This window comes from Streptomyces sp. Je 1-4 4N24 (genome assembly GCF_026239515.1).
GTDB lineage: Bacteria > Actinomycetota > Actinomycetes > Streptomycetales > Streptomycetaceae > Streptomyces > Streptomyces nigrescens.
This window is the reverse complement of sequence record NZ_CP110836.1, coordinates 8,588,438-8,608,279: the sequence shown is the minus strand read 5'-3', so window position 1 is coordinate 8,608,279 and position 19,842 is coordinate 8,588,438. Positions and strand designations below refer to the sequence as shown.

Below are 19,842 nucleotides of genomic sequence, written 5' to 3'. Positions count from 1 at the left end.
GCTTCCTCCCCTCCCCCGCCAAGGTGGTCACCGATGCAGGCGCCATTGATCACCCGCTCCACCCCGTAGCCTACTGATTCCATTGCGAGGTGACCAGGGATCGATGGGATTAGTCGCCCATACGCCCCTACTCGACTAATTCCTTACCAGGAGGATGCGCCGCCTGTTACACCTCCAAGCCCCGCGAACCGTGATCGGCACATCTCGCTGAGTTGCCGCCCTGTGCCGGGTGGGCCCGACCTGCGCACACTGGAGGTATGCGCGGGATGACCGTCGGCACCACGGCGGAGCGCGAGGAGCTGCTCGCCGCAGCCGTCGTCGAAGCCGTCGAAGGAACCAGCGCGTACGCGGGGAGCGTCTTTCTCCGCTCCCGCGACCGCCGGTCGATCGTGCTCGCCGCGACCTGCGGGGTGCCGCCCTCTCTGCTCGGTGGCTGGCGCCTCATTCCGGTGAGCAGTCCCATCCCGGTCGCCGCGGCGTACAGTTCCGGGCGCACGGTCCACCTGGCCAACGCAGAGGAGACCATGCGCCGCTATCCCCAGCTCGCGGTGGCTCTGCCGTACGCCTTCGGCTCCTGCTCCGTGCCGGTGGGCGCAGGTGGGGAGACCTTCGGTTCGCTGGCGATCATCTGGGCGGCGTCACCCGGCAGCGAGGGGCTCACCAAGGCCCAGCGCCGCCACGTACGGACCATCGCCAGCCGGCTCGGGACCTCTCTCGCCGCCCTCCGGACCCGCAGCGGCGATCCAGTTGAATGCGCCCCCGAAACGATCCCCGTCGAGAACCCCGCTCCCTCGGCACCGGCCGTGCGGGTTGGCCTGTTCGACTGGGACCTCGTCTCCGGCATGATCTCCGTGGACGACGAGTTCTGCACGATTTTCGACCTCGACCCTCGTACGTTCGATGGACAGGCCGAAACCCTTCATGCCTCCCTCCACCCGGGCGATCTTGCTGCCTTCCGGTTCGGGGCCGACGAGGCAGCGTTGGGGAGCCGGACCACTTCGCGACGCCTGCGCATACGGGATCACAGATACGGCGGCGACGGGTACCGCACGGTCGAGCTGTGGGGCCGCGTGCTAGAGGCCGACGACGCGGAACCACGCACCCGCCTGGTCGGCGCGGTCGTCGATCCCCGGGCCGGCAGCACGGCCCTGGCAGCCGTCGAACGGCTGCGGGACGGGCTGTTCTCCCTCGCCCCTGACGGGCGGGTCACCTACGCCAACCACAGGGCTCTGCAGCTGCTGGACGTCTCCGGCGACGAGCTGCTGGGTCGGATTCTCTGGGACGTGCTGCCCTGGCTGTCCGATCCCGACGTCGAGTCCCGGCACCGGTCGGCGATGATCTCGCAGGCGCCGTCCTCCTTCCTCGCCTGCCACTCGCCCGACCGCTGGCTCGCCTTCTCCCTCCATCCGGAAGCGGATGGAGTGACGGGCCGCGTGGTGCCCCTCGGCCAGCCACCCTCGGCCTCGACGCCCTCCGCCTCCTCCACCGAGTCGCCGACTGCCGCCACACCGACGCGTCTGGGCGTCATGCACCACGTCCTGCAGCTCGGCAGCGCGCTGACCGAGGCGGTCACCACCCGCGAAGTCTGCGAAGTCGTCTCCGACCAGCTCCTCCCCGCGTTCGGAGGCCAGCAGCTTGCGATCTACGTCGTCCGCAACAAAACGATGCACCTGCTCTTTCACACCGGGCACCACGAAGACTTCCTCGACTGGCTGGAGGGCGCACCGCTGCACGCCCGCCTGCCCGGTACGGAGGCCCTCACCTCCGGCGCTCCGCTCTTCATCGAATCGCGGCAGGACCTCTCACAGGACTACCCGGACATCCCCACTGGCGAGGCGAGCTCCTGGGTGTATCTGCCCTTGATCGCCTCCAGCCACCCGGTCGGCATCTGCGTCCTGGGCTTCGACACGATCCATCAGTTCACGGAGAGGGACCGCGGCGTCCTCACCGCTCTCGCCGGACTGATCGGCCAGGCCTTGGAACGAGCACAGCTCTACGACTCGGAGTTCGCCATCGCGCGCGGCCTGCAGCAGGCGCTCCTGCCGCACCGGCTGCCGGCCATCCCGGGCATCCGCACCGTTGCGCGCTATCTGCCCGGCACCAGTGGCATGGACATCGGCGGCGACTGGTACGACGTCATCCCCACGCGTAACGGGGTCTCGCTCGTCATCGGAGACGTGCAGGGGCACAGCATCGCCGCCGCGGCCACCATGGCCCAACTACGCAGCGCGGTACGGGCCTTCACGGCCGTGGGCCATGCACCCGGCGAGGTGATGGCGGGCGTCAACCGCACCCTCATCGACCTCGACCCCGGGCTGCTGGCCAGCTGCTGCTGCATCCACCTCGAACCCCGGACCCACGATGCCCAGGCCGTCACCGCGGGGCACCCCCCACCCCTGCTCCGCCGCCCCGACGGGACGACCGGTGCCCTTGACCTCGACGTCGGCCCACTCCTCGGTGTGGAGCGCGCAAGCGCCTACCCCCCAACCCGGTTCGCCCTCCCGCCGGGATCCGTCCTCGCCCTCTACACGGACGGCCTGGTCGAGGAGCCCGGGGCCGACATCGACGTGGGAATCGACCGCCTTCGCGCCTCCCTGGCACACGCCCGCTCGGACTCACTGGACGAACTCGCCGGCCGGCTGCTGCACAACGCCCGGCGCTCCTCGTACCGGGCCGACGACATCGCCCTGCTGCTCACCGAAACCGCATACGGAACCGGTGAGCAGCAGGCCCCGGATGGCACCTCGGAAGGGCCTTGTGCCGACCGCCCTCACGACTCCGCGAATGGTCCCGGCGACGACCCGCGCAGTGTCACTTTCGGCGAGGGTTGACGCCTGAGCTGCTGTTTTGATGGGACGATCTGGAACCGCGGCCCGGCCACTACAGCTCGGGCTACCTCCGCAAGATCGAACGGATCCTCAACTGGGCCCACCGCTGGCGCATCCAGGTCGTCATCGACGCCCACCAGGACGTCTTCGGCCCCGAGTTCGGCCATCGAGGCATCCCCGAGTGGGCGACCCGCACCGACGGGCTGCCCTTCGCCCCGCATCCGGGCGACTGGTTCGCGGAGTACTTCGAACCCGCTGTGCAGGCGGCCTTCGAGCACCTCTACCAGGACACCGACCTCCAGCGCGCGCAGGCCCGCATGTGGCGCGTGCTCGCCCAGCGCTTCGCCCACCACCCCGCCGTGTTCGGCTATGACCTGATCAACGAACCCATGGGGCGGCTCCGCGAGGGCGAGGACATTCCGGCGGCCGCCCACCGCATCGAGTCGGAGCAGCTGACCCCGATGTACCAGCGGATCGCGGACGAGATCCGCACGGTCGACCGCCACAACAGGCTGTCCGTCGAACCGACCCCGATCGTCGGCGAGGGGCTGCCCACCGGCCTCGGCCGCATCCACGATCCCAAGGTCGTCTACGCGCCGCACTTCTACAACGCCACCATGGAAGCCGGCGGCGACTACGCCCCCTCGGCGCGCTGGCTCGAAACCTATGAGGACGCCGTCACCCGCTACCCGCGCGCCCAGCACGTACCGGTCGTCGTCGGCGAGTGGGGTCCCCGGGACAGCTCGCTGCCCAATATGGCGCGCTTCTACGGCGATGCCCTCGCCTCCCTCGACCGCTACAGCTCCGGCTGGGCGGGCTATGTGTGGTGCTACGGCGGCGGGTACTGCGCCGTCGACAAGGACGGCCACTTCCAGGCCAACAAGGAACAGACCGCGCGTCCCTATGCCCCCGCTGTCGCAGGCACGGTGCGTGAGCGGCGCTACGACGCCACAACCCAGACGTTCCACCTCGTCTACGACTCCTCGGGACGGCCCGACGTCAGCGAGCTGTCCACTCCGCCTACGGCCACGGGATGGCAGGTGTCGGTGCAAGGCCCGGCCGTGGCCCGGCCACGTGTCGTACCGGCCGGGGAGCGGGGCACGGTCCGGATATGGCCCCAGCCAGGCGCCTCCGGACGGGTCACGGTGACGGTCTCGGCACGGGAATGAGGTGACCCCCGGCAGGCCGTCTCACCCACGCCGCGATCGACGGAACCGGGCGGGCGCCTCTACACCGAGATGGGCTGGGCATGACCGATGCCACCACAAGCCCCCGGGAGCACGCCAGGGGCTGACCGTCGGGACGGATCGATTGATTTTCGATCGAAATCAATCGATAATCGATGCATGCATCGTTTCTTCATCGCCGCACTCCGGGCTGGCATCGTCGCAGTGATCTTGTTCGGCCTCTTCGGTCAGATCGTGGTCATTCCGACGACGGCCGCCGATGAGGTCGACCACTTCCCCCCTTACGCCCCGTTCGCCGCGCCCTACGTGACGGTGGCGATCGCCGGGATCGCCTGTGTCCAAGTCGCGCTCGCCGCAGTGTGGATGCTGCTCACCATGGTCGAACGTGATGCGATCTTCACGCCAAGGGCCTTCCGATGGGTCGACACCATCATCGGGTCCTCGATCGTGGCAACGCTGCTGGCGATCGGGGCCACCGGGCATCTGGCCCTGACCGATATCCCCTCTCCCGGCGACGGCATGGAGGTCCTCGGCGCACTGGCCGCCGCGACCGCGAGTGCCGGCGTAGGGGCCTCGTTCGTGATGCTCATCGTCATCATGCGAAGCCTCTTGCACAAGGCGACGGAACTGCAGACCGAGATCGCCGAGGTGGTCTGATGGCGATCATCGTCGACCTCGACCTCCAGCTCGCCAAACGCGGCCTGTCGGTGGGCGAGTTCGCCGATGCGGTCGGCATCACGCCTGCCAATATTGCCGTGCTGAAGAACGGTCGCGCGAAGGCGGTGCGGTTCACGACGCTGGACGCGATCTGCCGCACACTCGGCTGTCAGCCCGGCGACGTGCTGCGCTGGGTCCCCGACGACGGCGCGGACGACGCCTAGGGGATGTCTCCCCGGCCCACGGAAATCGGGGAGACACCCCGGCGAACACCCCGTTGTCAGTGGTCCCGTGCATCATCGTTCTCATGACACAGAGCACTGCCGACACGCTGCACACACTCGCCCGCGAGCACCTGCCCCACGAGATCGCCGAGCGCTGGATCAGCCTGCTGCGGCCGGGGCTGCGCCTGGAGAAGGCCGCGGGTACGGCTCCCGTCGTCGGCCGGCTCGGCGGTCTGCCGGCGCTGCCGGAGAGCGAGGAGTGGCCGGTGTGGGAGGGGCATGGTCCGCTCTCCTTCATCGCTTCGCTCGACTGTGCCGAGCTCCCCTCTGCCGCCCTCGACATCACCATGCCGGCAGACGGCACGCTGGCCTTCTTCTACTTCGACGGGCAATTGGACGACGGCTGTGCGGTGGTCGCGCCCGATGAGCCCGACAGCTGGGCGGGAGCGCGCGTGCTGTACGTCCCCGCGGGGGTCGCCGTCGCCGAGCGGACGGCGCCGGAGGCGATTCAGCCGTACCCGAAGGTCCCGCTTACGGCGCGTGTGGAGACGACGGCACCGTACCTGTGGCATCCGGTGGTCTACAGGGAGTTCGCGCCGATGCCGGACGACCATCCGGTGTGGGACGACGACTTCCAGGAGGCCCTGTGGGACCACTTCGACGGCACGGAGCACCGCATCGGTGGCCATGCGCACCCGGTGCAGGACGAGGTGGAGACCGAGGTCGCCCGGGGCGCACTGGGCAGCCCGCCGTGGGACGACCCCCGCATCAAGGAGGAGGCCCTCCGCTGGGTGCTGCTCGCTCAGTTCGACACGGATGACGATGCGGACATGATGTGGGGCGACTGCGGTGCCCTCTACTGGCTCATACGCCCCGAGGACCTGGCCGAACGCCGCTTCGACCGCGCGATGTTCACCTGGCAGTGCGGCTGACGGGAGTCCCCCGCCCGTGGCCATGCCCCGCCGCGGAGACGAACCGAATTCGCCGGCTGTGTACGGGCAGCACGGAAGCCGGGGGGGTGGGGGCAGCTCCACCGACGACTGGGGGGTGGGGCGTATGGTCGCCGTGCCCGCCGACAGGAAGTCTTGTGGAATGAGACAACACAGGTCGGCCCTCCTCGCATTGCTCCTTTCGCTCGGCGCGGTGGTCGCCGCCGCTCCCCCGCCCCCGGCTCAGTCGCCGGTGCCCGCCCTGGAACGTAAAGCGCACCCGCTGCGCACCACCGAGCCCCAGGGGAACCTGGACGATCTGCGTCCGGTCGGCCGCATGGTGAAGGACGCACGGGTGGTGGGTCTGGGCGAGGCCACCCACAGTTCGCATGAATTCTTCGCCATGAAGCACCGCGTCTTCCGCTACCTCGTCGAGGAGAAGGGCTTCCGCAGCTTCGCCCTGGAGGGAAGCTGGAGCACTGGACTGCGGCTCAACGACTATGTGCTGCAGGGCAAGGGCGATCCACGGCGGATCATGCGCGAGGAGTTCCAGAGCAACTACTCCTGGTGGAACAACATCGATTACCTGAACCTGCTGACCTGGATGCGCAGTTACAACAGCCGGCATCCGCGCGATCCGGTCCAGTTCATGGGCGATGACTTCGGGTACGCCGGTCCGGAACTCTATGACCGGGTGACCGGCTATGTGGCCAAGGCACATCCGGCGCTGCTGCCGCGCGTTGCCGAGCTCTACCGCGGTCTGCGGCCCACGACCGGCGTCGACGCCCATGTGAACGGCTATCTGAAACGGCCGCCGGCCGAGCGGAAAGAGATAGCCGGCAGGACCGGGCGCGCGCTGGACCTGCTCAAGCGGCAGCGGCCCGCCGCGGGGACCCCGAGGGAGGCAAGGGAGGCGCATACCTGGGCCGTACAGCACGCCACGGCCATCGACCAGACGGCCCGGGGATACGCCTTCGACTTCGACGACCCGCAGCAGGTCGCTGCGGGCATGCGCTACCGCGATGCGGTCATGGCGGACAACGTGGCCTGGTGGCAGCAGCACACCGGGGACAAGGTGGTGCTGTCGGCTCATGACGGTCATGTCGCGCTGCGGACCTATGACCCGAAGCACTACCCCAAGGTCCAAGGCAGCTTTCTGCGCGACAAGTTGGGCGCACACTATGTGAGCATCAGCATGACCTTCGACCGGGGCTCGTTCAACGCCACCGGAGCCGACGGACGGGTCCGGGCCCACACCGTGGGACCCGCGAAACCCGGCAGCAATGAACACACCCTGGACCGGGTGCGCCACCGCGACTACGTCCTGGACCTGCGCACCGCCCCGCCCGCGGCCCGCGCCTGGCTGGCCACGGCACGTACCACCAGGAGCATCGGCACGGAGTACCCCGGGCCCGGGGCGGAGTTCCCGATCGCGCTCGCACGGTCGCACGACATCGTCGTCCATCTGCACCAGGTCGGTGCCGCCCGGCTGCTGACCGGCCCGTCACCCGCCGGAAAGTGAGCCGTCGGGTGTCCTCTGCGCCTGGTGCGCGGCGGAGACCACCCGGCTCAGTCCACCGTTTGGTCGCCGTCGGGCAGATCCTCGACCGTCACCTTTCCCCGCGGCTCCCCGAGTGCGTCCGCCACCTCTCTGGCCAGGCCGCCCGGGTCGGGCTCAGTGGGTACGGGGATCTGCTCGCCCTCTGCGTAACTCTCGATCGCCTTGGTGAAGTAGCTCGGATGCCAGGCACCGACGGCGCCTCTGACCTCCACCGCGCGGACCCCCCGCGCCCCGGTCCGCTGCTTGACCGCAGCGAGGATCCGGTCCGACCGGTACTCCCCCGGCACCTGGAACAAGCTGGCGTGCGCACCCACCTTGCCACCGTCCCGGAGGCGGACGGTCACCGTCAGACAGCTGGTCACACTCGGGTAGATGAGGGTCCCACCGGGCCCGACCTCACCGACCTGCCCCTCGCTGATCCTGAGGTGCGCGGTCGTGGGTGTGCCGGGCCCCGGCGTACGGGCCGGAGACGTCATCGGTCCGGGGAGGGACCCGCTCGCGACCGCCGGCTGAGCCTGGGCCCCGACCACGCAGGCGACACCCAGGGAAAGCGCCAGGAACGCTATGACGGGTAAGGATGCCGTGCCGTTCGCTTTCCTCCGCCGAGTCCACCGCATCTGCGCCACACGCCCTTTCGCCGCAGTGAATGAGTCCAGAATGAGTCCAGGAGGGCACCATCATGCATGCGGGCGCACCAACGTGACGCGAGCCCTGGCTGTCCGACCGGACCGTGCCCGAGGCCGAGGGCGGCCGGCAGACCCTGGCGCTGGGCCCTGGGGAGGCGCCGTCCGCGCCAGGTGATGCGCTTCGCCGCCTGCGCCTGTGCAATGGAGAAGGGAGCGGCAGCGGACCGACCCGGCGGGAGGCGTATGCGCGTGGACAGGCGTTGGGCCGCACGTCTGGCGCTGGCGGCGGGGACGGCGGCGTTGCTGGTCCTGCTGGTGTTCGCAGGTCTGCGGAGCATCGTGCTGGTGGGCGTGGGGCTGGCCGGGCTGGTCGCCACGGCGGCCGGACTGTGGTGGGTGCTCGCGCGCACGGGTGTGATCAGGGTGCTCGCTTTCCTGCTGGCGACCGCCACACCGGTCGTCGTCCTGGTGCTCTACGCGGTCGCCGGGCTGCTGTGGGTAGTGCTCGTCTCGCTCGCCCTGTGGACGCTTGCCGTCTTCACGGGCAGAACGGCCCTGGTGCCGCAGAAGACCGAACCGGCGCGCCGGCCGGAACGTCCGGTCGCTCCTCCGAGACGCCCCTTCCTCATCATGAATCCGCGCTCGGGCGGCGGGAAGGTCGGCCGATTCCGGCTGGCGGACCAGGCCAGGGCGCTCGGCGCCGAGGTCGTCGAACTGGATCCCGCGCGGCCGCAGGACGTGGCGGAGCTGGCGCGGCGGGCCGTCGACGACGGCGCCGATCTGCTCGGTGTCGCGGGCGGCGACGGTACACAGGCCCTGGTCGCGGCCGTAGCGGCGGCGCGCGGCCTTCCGTTCGTCGTCATCTGCGCCGGGACCCGCAACCACTTCGCCATGGACCTCGGCCTCGACCGTGAGGATCCCGCGGCCTGTCTCAAGGCGCTCACCGACGGGGTCGAGCTGCGCGTCGACCTGGGCTTCATCGACGTGGGGCTGCCTGCGGCGGAAGGCCGGGGGCGTGTCTTCGTCAACAACGCCTCCTTCGGCGCGTACGCGACCGTGGTGCAGAGCCCGGCCTATCGCGACGACAAGGCCCGTACCACCCTTCAGATGTTGCCGGACCTGTTGACCCACCACAGCGGCCCGCGCCTGCAGGTGCGGTCCGGCGATGTGACCGTCGACGCGCCCCAAGCCGTCCTGGTGAGCAACAACCCCTACCGGATGGGAGATCCCGCGGGACTGGGGTACCGGGAACGGCTGGACTCCGGCGTCCTGGGAGTGCTCGGTGTGACGGTCGACAACGCGGTCCAGGCGGCCTCGATGCTGCGCGGCAGCCATGGGCCGGGACTGACCTCGCTCACCGTCCAGGAGGTGGTCGTCGACGCCGATGCCCCCGTCATCCCGGTCGGCGTCGACGGCGAGGCCCTGACCGTACCCACCCCCGTACGCTGCTGGATCGAACCGGGCGCCCTGCGCGTACGGTTGCCCAGCAACCGTCCCGGCACACCGCGCGCGAAGCCTCCGATGAATTGGCGCAGGGTACGCCGGCTCGCCCTGACGGTGGGGCGGACGGCGGCGGGGAGGGACACGGACACCGACTGACGGCGCCGGCCGCTGCGCAGTCTCATGCGGTCCGCGGCCCGCTGCCCGCTGCCCGCTGCCCGCGTACAACGTGCCCCTGCACCCACGCCGCGCCCCCGCGCCCAGAAGCGGATGTGGCCTGCGCCGATTCCGGCTCATCGGTGACCGGGCAACGACCCTCCGTGGCCGCTCGGTCCACCTTGTGAGTTTCGCCGCCGTAACGGAACCCCGGCGTCCATCAGCCCCTCTCTCTGGGCGCCCAATGGGGCACTTCAGGGCGATAAATGCGATGAGGACCGTTATGCGCGATGTCAGTCGGCGGGGAATGCTCGGACTCGGGGTGGGAGCGGCAGCGGCACTGTCCGTCGCCGGCTGCTCCTCCCCGGGTTCGTCGGAGTCCGGCAAGGTCGGGACCAACCCCGGAAAGACGCCGAAGAGCAAGCCGATCGGCGACGGCTCGACCGCGTACACCGGAAAGCAGCCGAAGCAGCCGCCCAAGCCGGAGCGACTGGCGCCCGGCCAGAAGCCGCCCCAGTTCGTGGTCTTCTCCTGGGACGGGGCGGCCGAGGTGGGCAACGGCCTTTTCCCGCGGTTCCGCAAGCTCGCCCGTGACCACAATGCCTCGATGACCTTCTTCCTTTCCGGGCTGTATTTGCTGCCGGAGTCGAAGAAGCGCCTGTACCGGCCGCCGAACAACGCCGTCGGTGCCTCCGACATCCCCTATCTCACCGATGACCACATCAGGGAGACGCTGAAGAACCTGCGTGCGGCCTGGCTGGAAGGCCACGAGATAGGCACCCACTTCAACGGCCACTTCTGCGGCACCGGCAGTGGCTCGGTCGCCAACTGGACCCCCGCCCAGTGGGACTCCGAGATCGAGCAGGCCATGGACTTCGTCACCAAGTGGCGGACCAACACCGGCTTCACCGACCTCGAACCGCTGCCCTTCGACTACAGCAAGGAACTCGTCGGCGCCCGTACGCCCTGTCTGCTGGGCCAGGAGAACCTGCTGCCGACGGCGCGCAAGCGCGGCTGGCGGTATGACGCCAGCTCGCCCGGCGGCCTCCAGGTCTGGCCCACCAAGAAGCAGGGCATCTGGGACTTCCCGCTCCAGCAGATGCCGTTCCCCGGCCACTCCTTCGAAGTCCTCTCGATGGACTACAACATCATGGCCAACCAGTCGCAGGCCTCCACCAAGGCCCCGCCGGCCAACTACCCGGGCTGGCGCAAGCAGGCCGCCGACGCGTACATAGCCGGCTTCCAGCGGGCGTACGACACGAACCGGGCCCCCTTCTTCGTCGGCAACCACTTCGAGCAGTGGAACGGCGGCATCTACATGGACGCCGTCGAGGAGGCGATCAAGCACATCGCCGACGAGAAGCACAAGGACGTCCGGATGGTCTCCTTCCGGCAGCTGTGCGACTGGCTCGACGCCCAGGACCCCCAGGTCCTCGCCGGCCTGCGCCAACTCGGCGTCGGACAGAAGTTCACCGGACGCGGCTGACAGCACAGGAGGGGTGCGGAAGTCCCCCCACCCTCGATTCCCTTGACCCCACCCCCACCCTTCCCGTACCCGTTCCTCTGCCTCTCACCAGGGCTCTCTCTTCCGGTAGGGCCTCTGTCTTTGGTCAGAGGCGACTCGCCCTCAAGGCGCAGGGGAACCTCATGCGAGGCCCCCGATAATCGGCGTTATGTCGTCCAGCACCCCACCTGTGGCCGAAAACCGCCCTACCCGAAGCCTCTTTGCTGGGCCCGGGGAGCAAGGGCGGTGGCTGCTGTGGCGGGCGGCGGGCGAGGCGCTCCTGGCCGGGGCGCTGGTGCTGCTCGTCCACGAGGGCATGTCGACGTTCGACGGCAGGCTGGGGGGCGGGGCGCCGGTCCTGGGACTCGTCGGCATCGCGCTGGTGCTGGTCCGGCGCCGGTTCCCGGTGGTTTGTGTGGCCGGGCTGGCCGCGCTGATGGGGGTGGTGTCCGCCGTGGCGCTGCTGACCGCGGTGGCTGCCTACACCGCGGCCCGGCAGACGAGAACGCCGCGGCGGCGGATCGGGGTGCTGCTCGGGGCGGCCGCCCTGGCGATGCTGACCTGCGCGGCGTTCGCCCCCGAGCTGGAGGTGGGCAGCAGGTTCTTCGGCCTTGTGCTGGGTGCGGTGTTCGCCGTCACCACGGTCGTTCTGCCGGGGCTGGTCGGTACCGCCGGTGGGCAGCAGGACCGGCTGCTGCGGGCCTTGCGGGAGCGCGCGGCCGCCGCCGAGGAGGCGCGGCGGCTCGTGGACAGCGAGTCGCGGATGCGCGAACGGTCGCGTATCGCCGCGGAGATGCACGATCTGGTCGGCCACCGGCTGAGCCTGGTCTCCCTGCACGCGGGCGGGCTGGAGATGGCGCTGCGGAAGGAGGCGCCCGAACTGCGGGACGAGGCCGCTGTGGTGCGCCGTGCCACCCGCGACGCCATGCAGGAGCTGCGGGAGGCGCTGGGGGTCCTCGGCCCGCTGGGGAGCGACACCGGCACCGGCGCGCTGACCGACGCGACGGGCACCCGCGCGGACATCGAGGCGCTGGTCGAGGAGTCGCGCGGCGGAGGCATCCCCGTTGCGTTCTCCTGGGAGGGGCCCGATCTCGACGCTCGGCCGGCCCAAGTGCGGCGAGCGGTCCACCGCGTGGTGCGGGAGTCGCTCACCAACGTTCACCGGTACGCGGCCGAGGCCCATGTGACGGTCGCGGTCCGCCACACCGACGAGCGGGTGGCGGTGCGGGTGCGCAACGGCGTTCCGCCCACGCGGCCCGCTGCCGTGACCGGGCTCGGCTCCGGGCGCGGGCTGACCGGTTTGAGGGAGCGGGTGGCGCTGCTCGGTGGCAGCTTGGAGGCCGGGCGGACGCCCGGTGGCGGCTTCGCCGTGGCGGCCGAGATCCCCGCTACCCCGGGGCCCGGCGCGGAGACTGCGGACGCGGCACCGGACGACAGCGGATCGGTCCCCGTCGAAGAGTCCCGCAGCAGGCTCTCCGTCCTCCAGCGGCGCGTTGCCGGCGCCGTCATCGGACTGCTCGGCCTGGCGGGGGTGGGCGTGTTGATGCTGTTCGGGGTCGTGCTGGTGGACCATTCACGCTACGAACTCGCCTATCAGAGCCCCGAAAAGCCCCGGTTGGGGATGACGAGGGGGCAGGTGGAGCGCGCCGTGGCACCGGACGACGACGCGTCGCGCGCGGCCGCCGCCGGGCGCGAACCGCCGCGGCCGGCCTCCGTCACGGACTGCGTGTATCCGTACGCGGGCGGGAAGCCCAAGGGCGGGCGGATGGAGCTCGTCCGTTACTGCTTCCGGTCCGACACCTTGATCGCAATCGACCGTTTCACGGTACCCATCGTGACCGAACCGCCCCATGAGAGCAGGACTCATGACTGATCAGACCAACTCCGCGGGCTCCGGGCCGGGTTCCGTGATCCGGGTACTGCTGGCCGACGACGAGGAGCTGATCCGGCACGCCATCGCGCTGATCCTCCGGCACGCCGACGGCATCGACGTGGTGGGCGAGGCGGCCAACGGCGCCGAGGCCGTCCGGCTCGCCGCCGAGCACCGGCCCGATGTGGTGCTCCTCGACGTCCGCATGCCCGTACTTGACGGACTCGCGGCCGTCGAACCGCTCATCGCCCTCGACCCCGAGCCGCAGGTCGTCATGCTCTCCACCTTCGGCGACGAGGAGAACGTCACCCGCGCCCTGCGGGCGGGCGCCACCGGCTTCCTGCTCAAGGACGGGGGGCCGCAGGAGCTGATCAGCGCGGTACGGGCCGCGGCCGCGGGGGACGCGGTGCTCTCGCCCGGCGTCACCGGGGTCGTCATCCGTCGGATGCTCAGCGGCAGCACCGACGCTCCCGACCCCAGGGTGGCGGGACTGACGGACCGGGAGCGGGAGGTGCTGGTCATGCTGGGCGAGGGGCTGTCGAACCTGGAGATCGGCACACGGCTCGGCATCGGGGTGGGGACGGTCAAGTGCCACGTCGGATCGATCCTGGGGAAGACCGGGTGCAGCAGCCGGGTGCAGGCTGCGCTGCTGGCACACCAGGCCCGACTCATGGGCTGAGTCGCCGGCCGGGCCGAGGAGTTGAACACCATCCGGAAGCAGTCGGGCCTCTCTTGGCGTGCAGGGGACGTGGTCCGGAAGGAGACGACGCCGACCGGGGCGGTTCCGCCCTTGGACAGGCGCCCCGCTACGTAGAACTCCCCGTCCACCAGCGGCAGTTGGGATCTATTCGACAACACTCCCCCCTTACGCCCTGCCCCCTGCCCCCTGCACCTGTGCCTGTGCCTGCGCCTGTGCCTGTGCCTGTGCCTGTGCCTGTGCCTGTGCCTGTGCCGATTGTTCAGACCCCCACAAAGGAAAGTGATCAGATATGAGATGGGTTTCCACCTTTACCGCGGCGGCCATAGGAGCTGGAGCGGTTGCCGGCCCTGTCGCGGCGGCCACACCGTCCGCCGCAGCGTCGCAACGAGCCAAGGCAGTCACCTCGACGGTGCACTGCACGTCCAAAGACCGAGAGCTGGCGAAGAAGCTGTCGGAGGACATAGCCACGGCACTGGCGAGCCGGAAGAGCATGGCGTCGCTCTCCTTCTACGACCGCCCCACCGAAACCAGGTGCACGTCCGACGCCGCCAAGAAGTACGACTCGGCCAGCGTGGCGAAGACAATAATTCTCGCGGCCTTGCTGTACCAGAAAGGCAGCACCCTCACCGAGGCAGAAGACGCTCTCGCCCGCAAGATGATCACCGAATCGGACAACGCCTCCGCCACCACCCTGTGGAAGCAATTGTCCGACCTGACGGACCCCGCAAAGCCGAACCCTGTCAAGATCCAGGAATTCCTTGACAAGGCCGGCATGGATCACACCGTCCTCGACAAGGAAGGCTCCTGGGGCCTCACCCAAGTCACCGCAGACGACCAGGCCAAGCTCTTGCGTCTCTTCTCGGGCGACGACGACGCGGTCCTCGGGAGCAAGGCTCGCTCTTACGCCCTCGGGCTCATGAACCACGTCCAGAGCACCCAGCGATGGGGAGCCACGGCAGGAGCCCCACTCGACTCCGTGATCCAGGTGAAGAACGGCTGGCTGCAGCGCAGCCAGAACCCTGACGTCGATTCCTTCGACAAGGGTGACTGGAAAGTCAACAGCATGGCAGTCCTCACCGAAAACGGCTACGACTCCGGGCTGGCCATACTCACCGAGAACAACAGAGTCCCCGAAGGACGCCCCGCAGACGAGGGTTGGGATTACGGGATCGAAACGATAGAGACCATCTCCCGCACCATATACCGCGACGTTTACCCGGACGCCGAAGGCTACGACCCCAGCAGACCGACTTCTCCGGCCACTGAGCCGCCCGCAGCGAAATAAAGCTCCGGCGCCTGACCTCCGAGCCCGGGGTGCGCGATCGGCGCTTCCCCGGGCCCGGACAGGACGATCAGGCCGGCTTGTGTTCGTGGGCCGGTTGTGCCCCGTTGATGTCCAGAATCTCGCGGAAAGCGGTCATGCACGGCGAGCAATAGCGTGCGGTGGGGTCATCCTCCTGGTCCGACGGCCTGGGGCCGTGGGCGGCCAGCTTGCGGCCGCACAGGGTCGCACGGGCGTCGTGCTTGGCCATGACGTGCCACACCTGTCCTGAGCTGCCGGTCGTTGAGGGGCCGGCGCGCATCTCGTACATGGGCCTCTCCCTGATACTGGTGGGGGGCTGGACGGCAGGGCACAAGCCGCCGCCTCCAGCGCCGTGGGTCCGGTTCCATCCGTTGCTCATGGAACACCGGGACACCCGGCTGGGCCATCGAAGGAGGGCTGGTCGGGTGAACCGACGCCGCGCCTGGTTCGGCCCTCGGCGGCCGGGGGAAAGGATGCGCGCCGCGCCGTGCGGATCCGGAGGGCGGCCGGGGCACGGCGCGTAAGGGACGCGCCGGCGCGGGCTGCTCGGCGGGGGGCAGAGATCTGGTGCACACCCGCCGAGAGCGGGCCGCGGCGATTCCTCGGCGGTCCGAGACCACCGAAAATCCCCACGTCGCTGACAGTGCACGACGGTGTCGACGCCGGACACGCTCGGTGACGCCTGCGCGCAGGACACCGCGCCCCGCGCGTACGGTGCCGCGGTGCGGAGGTCCACGACGACCGACGGCACCGTACGCGCGAGGCCACGCAAGGCGAGCAGCGGTCAGGGCCGGCGGCACTTCACCCTTGTTCAGCAGTCACCGTCTGCACCGGCCGGCCCTGCCCTTGGCGGCACACGCCTCAGGCGCCACCGCGGATGACCCGGCGGGCGGCCTTGAGCCAGCTGGATTTCTGGGTGGCAAGCTTCCGGAATTCCGCGGCGTGGCCGCGCACCACATCGTGCTGCATCCGCGTCTCCGCCTTGCCCCAGACGGCCACGAGCCGGGTCTCTTGTTTGCACCGCACGTCCGCCTCCGCCACCGCGATCTCCTGGCGGGAAGGCCGGGGGGACTTCGCCCAGCGGTCATCGCCGGCGGCGGCCAACGGGTCCGGATAGCGATACCCGTTCCGCTTCATACAGGCACTCCAGGAACGGACGACGGACCGCACCGCACGATGCTGCTGAGATGCCGTGAACTCATCGCGGATACGTCGGTTGAACTGCGCCGTGCTGCCCTTCGGAACGCCTCGCAGCAGGTGGACATGCGCCTTCTTCCAGCACCCGCCGACGCCGTCCTTCCCGTATGCGGCGAGCTGCGCGGGGCGTGGCATCTTCTCCCTGGCCCGCCAGATCTCGTCGCGCCGAGCCGTCTCCGGCGGGGCCGGCGGCAGGTGGTATCCGAACCGGCGGGCGACGTCCGGTTCGATGACCCCGTAACGGCGTCGTTGCGGCGGGTCCGGGTCGACGGTGCCCGGTTGAGGAAGCGCCCTCCACGCCTGCCCCTTGGCGCGCATACAGTCGCGGATCAGGACGTCTTCTGCCGCTTCGATGGTGTGGACATCGGGGCCGGAGAGCGCATAGGCGTCGAACGGCAGGATCAGGCGGCGTACTTCCTCGGAGGCGGGCGGCACTACGGGGGGCCGCGCGCTGTGGCGCGGCGTGGAGGGAACTACCCCGGACGAACATCCGGTGACCAGGGCCAGCAGAGCCAGGACGGCTGCGATATGACGGAGTGGCATGGTGACCTCACTACGCACTGCGGCGTGGTGGGGCGGCCGCCCTCACGGACGCCCCACCGCACTCCGCTGCTACCGGAACGTCACACAGCTGGCCTTGTTGTCGAAGCCGTTGTTCGACAGGTCGTTGTCGGAGCTGTGTGCATTGGAGTAGTAGTGCGGCCCGACGCAGCTGCCGGCGTGGTCGCTGAGCACCACGAAGTGGGACGTGGTGTTGTTGACCGAGCTGGTGCCGTTGTTGATCGTGCGGCCCTTGTGCGGTCCGCTCAGCCAGCGGTTGTTCCTCAGGTCGCGGTCGGAGCCCGTGACGTAGGCATAGCCGCCGTGCCGGTTGTCGTCCTTGAAGAAATAGAACTTGGCCGCGTTGATGCCCACTTCGGCCGGTGCCGCGGAGTCATCTGCCGCTGCGGTCGTCACGGCCGGAGTGGCTGTGGTGGCGTCCGCGGTGGCCGTGCCGATCCCGATCAGTCCCACCGTGCTCAACGCGGCCGCGGTCAACGTCCGCATGATGTTGCGCTGCATGTTCTTCTCCCCCTTGCGTCAACGGTGTTGCCGACGTGGGCGGGGAGCCTTCCCGGTCATGGAATGCCCCCTCTGCCCCCCGGGCACCGCCCGGCGTCAGAGTTGATTCAAGCACTTATCGCACAGCAGTACACAGAATTCGAGCAGGTTCGAAAGTGTGGGGAGTGGTGGTCGAGTTGCGCACTCAGCCAACGCGGCGGGTCACCCACCCCATGGTTGTGTGTACCCCTCGCGCAGCGGGCCGCCGCGCAGATCGAGCACCTGCTCCGCCGCGGCTGCCAAGGGCGCAGGGTCGCCGTGTTCGGCCACCGCTCTGTGGCCGTCCAGCAGGGCCCTGCCCCGTTCCGGATCTGCGCTGAGCAGTCTGCGGGGCAGCCATTTGCCGATGCCTGTCCAGGCGCCGTGGTGGGCCGTGAGCAGGTGCGCCGACTCGCCCAGGGTCGAGTCGGCGAGGGCGAGCTGTTCGTAGCGGTCGGCCGGCTGAGTGTCGATCAGATCGTCCATGAAGCAGGTGAGGTAGTAGCGGCCTCGTTCCCACTCCGCCGGGGTCAGCGGTGGTGGGCCGGCCGCGAGTACCGCTCGGGCCTGTGCGCGTGCTCGGGACACCTGGCCGTGTGGATCCATCAGGGGCACGCCCTGGTCGTAGAGGAAGAGCACGGTGCCCCGGCGACGGGCTCGGTCCCCTGCGAAGACGTCAGGAAGGTCCGCGAGGGTGTGCAAGAACAGTTCGGCCAAGCGGCCGTCGTGGCGTACCACCTCGCGGCGGCTGGTGTCCGAGTCCGGAAGCAGGACGGCCACGTCCAGATCGCTGGCCGGAGTTGCCCGGCCTTGGGCGGCCGAACCGCCGAGTGTCGCGCCCAGGGCGTGCGGGAAGCGGCTCGTCACCAGGCCAAGAGCCAGGGCTGTTGGGGCTGCTGGATCATTCATGGGCGTTCATCGTGCCAGCCCCTGAGGGCGTCTTCCACCACAAGCGGCGCGGTCGCATGCCCCTTCAGCGCAGATCCAGGCCGAGTTCCTTCTCCAGCACGGTGGCCTGTTCCGGTGTGGCGAAAACGTAGTAGCTGTCGTAGTTGGCCTCCCTGAGGTAGACGAACTGCACCTGGTGGAACCGGCGTGCGTCGTCGCCGGGATCGGGATCGACGTGGTCGATGAATTCCATGATCGCCAGATGGTCGAGGTACCTGTGCGACCGGTGCTCGGTCTCCTGGGTCACCGGGACGCCGTTGCGGGTGAACTCCAGGGTTTCGCCGTACTCGCCGCCGTGCAGCCTGACGTCGGTGATGGTGACCGCGCCGTCGGTGAGTGCCGCGGCCTCCTCCAGGATGCTCGTGTAGCTCCCTTCCAGGTCGCCGACATCGTCCGCGTGGGCCGATATCGCCACGCCGAACTCCTCCAGTGCACCGGGCACTTCATGGGGCATCAGGTCATGATGTGCGCATGCGGCGCACTCCGCGAGCACGCTGTCGGCCTTCTCCCGGGACACCATGCCCATCCGCGTCAGGAGCGCCCCCACGTGTGCGTACGAGGACGCCCTGAACCAGAACAGCTCGTCCCGCAGGCCGCCCTGCCGCTCCCCCTGCGCCTCCTCGTCGAGGAGCAGCTCACGCAGGCACCCCAGCGGAATCACCGCGCCCCCGATCCGCTTGTCCGGCTGATCCACGAACGGCACCTCGGTCCACACGTTCTCCCGCGAGCCCAGGGCCCAGGGCTCGGCGGCAGGATCGAACGGGATGTACTGCCACACCGCCCCCTTGTTGCGCCGGATCACCTCCCCCAGATACCAGCAGGCGCCCTGCACGAACGGCTCGTCCCGCGCCGCGTCGAATTCCTCCACCGTGGCGAACCGCTGCTTCACGACGACTTCCAGCCAGTCCAACGTGTCCGGGTGGAAATTCCACCGCCACGCTCCGGCGAACGCGTCCTCGACCCAGCCGGACAGCGCCTCCTTGCGTTCGGCCAGCCACGCCGTCAGCACCGGATCCTCCGGCAGCGGCAGCCTGGGGTCCACGTGCGGCGTGTGCTCCTTGACCGGCTGCCACCCCGGTATCTCCTGCTGTCGCGCCGTCACGGCCCGGCCCAGCCGCTCCGCCTCCTCGGCGAACGCGGTGCCCGTGCGGACGCGGAGGGCGTACGAGATCAGCAGCATCGGTGCGACGGGCGAGAGTCCGAGATCCGGGTCCGGGCAGACGGCAGGCTGCCCCGGGAGATCGCCGACCGGCCGGGTGTGCCAGCCCCAGGCACCGCCCGCGATCCCGAGCAGGACTTCGCCGAGGTAGGCCATCGCACTCTCCACGAACTCCGTCCGCTTCTCGCTTTCCTGGACGGAGTCGTCGTGCTCCAGCAGGCGTGTCTCCAACTCGGTCAGCGACTTGGGGCCGTAGTCGAAGGAGAAGTCCTCGGGAAGGTGCACCTTCTCCAGGAGCAGCAGCTGATACGGCAGGTCGTCGGTCCACGTCTGCAGCAGATGCTGCGGGGAGTTCTCCGGCTGTGTCTCAGCGGTCATGCGGACACTGTAGGGGCGAGCACTGACACCGGACTCCGTCCGCCGCCCTCGTGCGCCTGCGCCTGCGCTGAGAGCACCATCCGCGTCGCGTAGCG

The 19,842-nt window shown here is 69.5% G+C and carries 16 protein-coding genes and 1 pseudogene; 11 read left to right on the top strand and 6 right to left on the bottom strand.

The window, feature by feature from the left end; all coding sequences use genetic code 11:
- The first annotated feature begins 257 nt into the window (after positions 1-257).
- From SLV14N_RS37340 to SLV14N_RS37315, 6 genes and pseudogenes are all read left to right on the top strand, one after another.
- On the top strand, positions 258-2,831 hold the full coding sequence (locus SLV14N_RS37340) for a SpoIIE family protein phosphatase (protein WP_263272781.1): 2,574 nt from the start codon (positions 258-260) through the stop codon (positions 2,829-2,831).
- Positions 2,832-2,839: 8 nt separating this feature from the next.
- Positions 2,840-3,997: pseudogene (locus SLV14N_RS37335) on the top strand (cellulase family glycosylhydrolase); the annotation flags it as partial.
- A gap of 177 nt (positions 3,998-4,174) precedes the next feature.
- Positions 4,175-4,672 (top strand): DUF2975 domain-containing protein, encoded by a 498-nt coding sequence (locus SLV14N_RS37330; RefSeq protein WP_263272780.1) that lies wholly within the window; start codon positions 4,175-4,177, stop codon positions 4,670-4,672.
- On the top strand, positions 4,672-4,896 hold the full coding sequence (locus SLV14N_RS37325) for a helix-turn-helix transcriptional regulator (RefSeq protein WP_093648025.1): 225 nt from the start codon (positions 4,672-4,674) through the stop codon (positions 4,894-4,896). The genes SLV14N_RS37330 and SLV14N_RS37325 overlap by 1 nt, the downstream gene beginning before the upstream one ends.
- Positions 4,897-4,979: 83 nt before the next feature.
- Positions 4,980-5,828 carry a YwqG family protein gene (locus tag SLV14N_RS37320; protein ID WP_263272779.1) on the top strand — a complete coding sequence of 283 codons (849 nt, stop codon included), beginning with the start codon at positions 4,980-4,982 and terminating at the stop codon, positions 5,826-5,828.
- A 160-nt stretch (positions 5,829-5,988) separates the two neighbouring features.
- A complete protein-coding gene (locus SLV14N_RS37315) occupies positions 5,989-7,347 on the top strand; it encodes an erythromycin esterase family protein (protein WP_263272777.1) in 1,359 nt (452 codons plus the stop codon).
- Between the two features lie 47 nt (positions 7,348-7,394).
- Here SLV14N_RS37315 and SLV14N_RS37310 read toward each other — a convergent pair whose 3' ends face one another.
- Entirely contained in the window at positions 7,395-7,862 is a 468-nt protein-coding gene (locus SLV14N_RS37310; protein ID WP_263272775.1) for a hypothetical protein, read from the bottom strand.
- A 393-nt stretch (positions 7,863-8,255) separates the two neighbouring features.
- Here SLV14N_RS37310 and SLV14N_RS37305 point away from each other — a divergent pair, with 393 nt between their 5' ends.
- The 5 genes from SLV14N_RS37305 (at position 8,256) to SLV14N_RS37285 (ending at position 14,967) form a co-directional block, all read left to right on the top strand.
- On the top strand, positions 8,256-9,611 hold the full coding sequence (locus SLV14N_RS37305; RefSeq protein ID WP_263272773.1) for a diacylglycerol kinase family protein: 1,356 nt from the start codon (positions 8,256-8,258) through the stop codon (positions 9,609-9,611).
- A 280-nt stretch (positions 9,612-9,891) separates the two neighbouring features.
- Entirely contained in the window at positions 9,892-11,094 is a 1,203-nt protein-coding gene (locus tag SLV14N_RS37300; RefSeq protein WP_208687291.1) for a hypothetical protein, read from the top strand.
- Between the two features lie 187 nt (positions 11,095-11,281).
- Positions 11,282-12,985 carry a sensor histidine kinase gene (locus tag SLV14N_RS37295; RefSeq protein ID WP_263272770.1) on the top strand — a complete coding sequence of 568 codons (1,704 nt, stop codon included), beginning with the start codon at positions 11,282-11,284 and terminating at the stop codon, positions 12,983-12,985.
- Positions 12,978-13,661 carry a response regulator transcription factor gene (locus SLV14N_RS37290; RefSeq protein ID WP_269470893.1) on the top strand — a complete coding sequence of 228 codons (684 nt, stop codon included), beginning with the start codon at positions 12,978-12,980 and terminating at the stop codon, positions 13,659-13,661. The genes SLV14N_RS37295 and SLV14N_RS37290 overlap by 8 nt, the downstream gene beginning before the upstream one ends.
- A 310-nt stretch (positions 13,662-13,971) precedes the next feature.
- Complete coding sequence (locus SLV14N_RS37285) at positions 13,972-14,967, top strand: serine hydrolase (protein ID WP_259670655.1); 996 nt, start codon at positions 13,972-13,974, stop codon at positions 14,965-14,967.
- A 67-nt stretch (positions 14,968-15,034) separates the two neighbouring features.
- On the opposite strand, the gene SLV14N_RS37280 is transcribed toward SLV14N_RS37285, so the two are convergent.
- The 5 genes from SLV14N_RS37280 to SLV14N_RS37260 all read right to left on the bottom strand — a co-directional run bounded on the left by SLV14N_RS37280 (position 15,035) and on the right by SLV14N_RS37260 (position 19,747).
- Positions 15,035-15,274 carry a hypothetical protein gene (locus tag SLV14N_RS37280; RefSeq protein WP_208687289.1) on the bottom strand — a complete coding sequence of 80 codons (240 nt, stop codon included), beginning with the start codon at positions 15,272-15,274 and terminating at the stop codon, positions 15,035-15,037.
- Positions 15,275-15,846: 572 nt separating this feature from the next.
- Complete coding sequence (locus tag SLV14N_RS37275) at positions 15,847-16,725, bottom strand: hypothetical protein (RefSeq protein ID WP_263272768.1); 879 nt, start codon at positions 16,723-16,725, stop codon at positions 15,847-15,849.
- Between the two features lie 69 nt (positions 16,726-16,794).
- Complete coding sequence (locus SLV14N_RS37270) at positions 16,795-17,244, bottom strand: hypothetical protein (RefSeq protein WP_208687287.1); 450 nt, start codon at positions 17,242-17,244, stop codon at positions 16,795-16,797.
- A gap of 201 nt (positions 17,245-17,445) precedes the next feature.
- Entirely contained in the window at positions 17,446-18,171 is a 726-nt protein-coding gene (locus SLV14N_RS37265) for a nucleotidyltransferase domain-containing protein (protein WP_263272766.1), read from the bottom strand.
- A 64-nt stretch (positions 18,172-18,235) separates the two neighbouring features.
- Positions 18,236-19,747, bottom strand: a complete 1,512-nt coding sequence (locus SLV14N_RS37260; RefSeq protein ID WP_263272764.1) for a hypothetical protein — start codon at positions 19,745-19,747, stop codon at positions 18,236-18,238.
- Between the last annotated feature and the right edge of the window lie 95 nt (positions 19,748-19,842).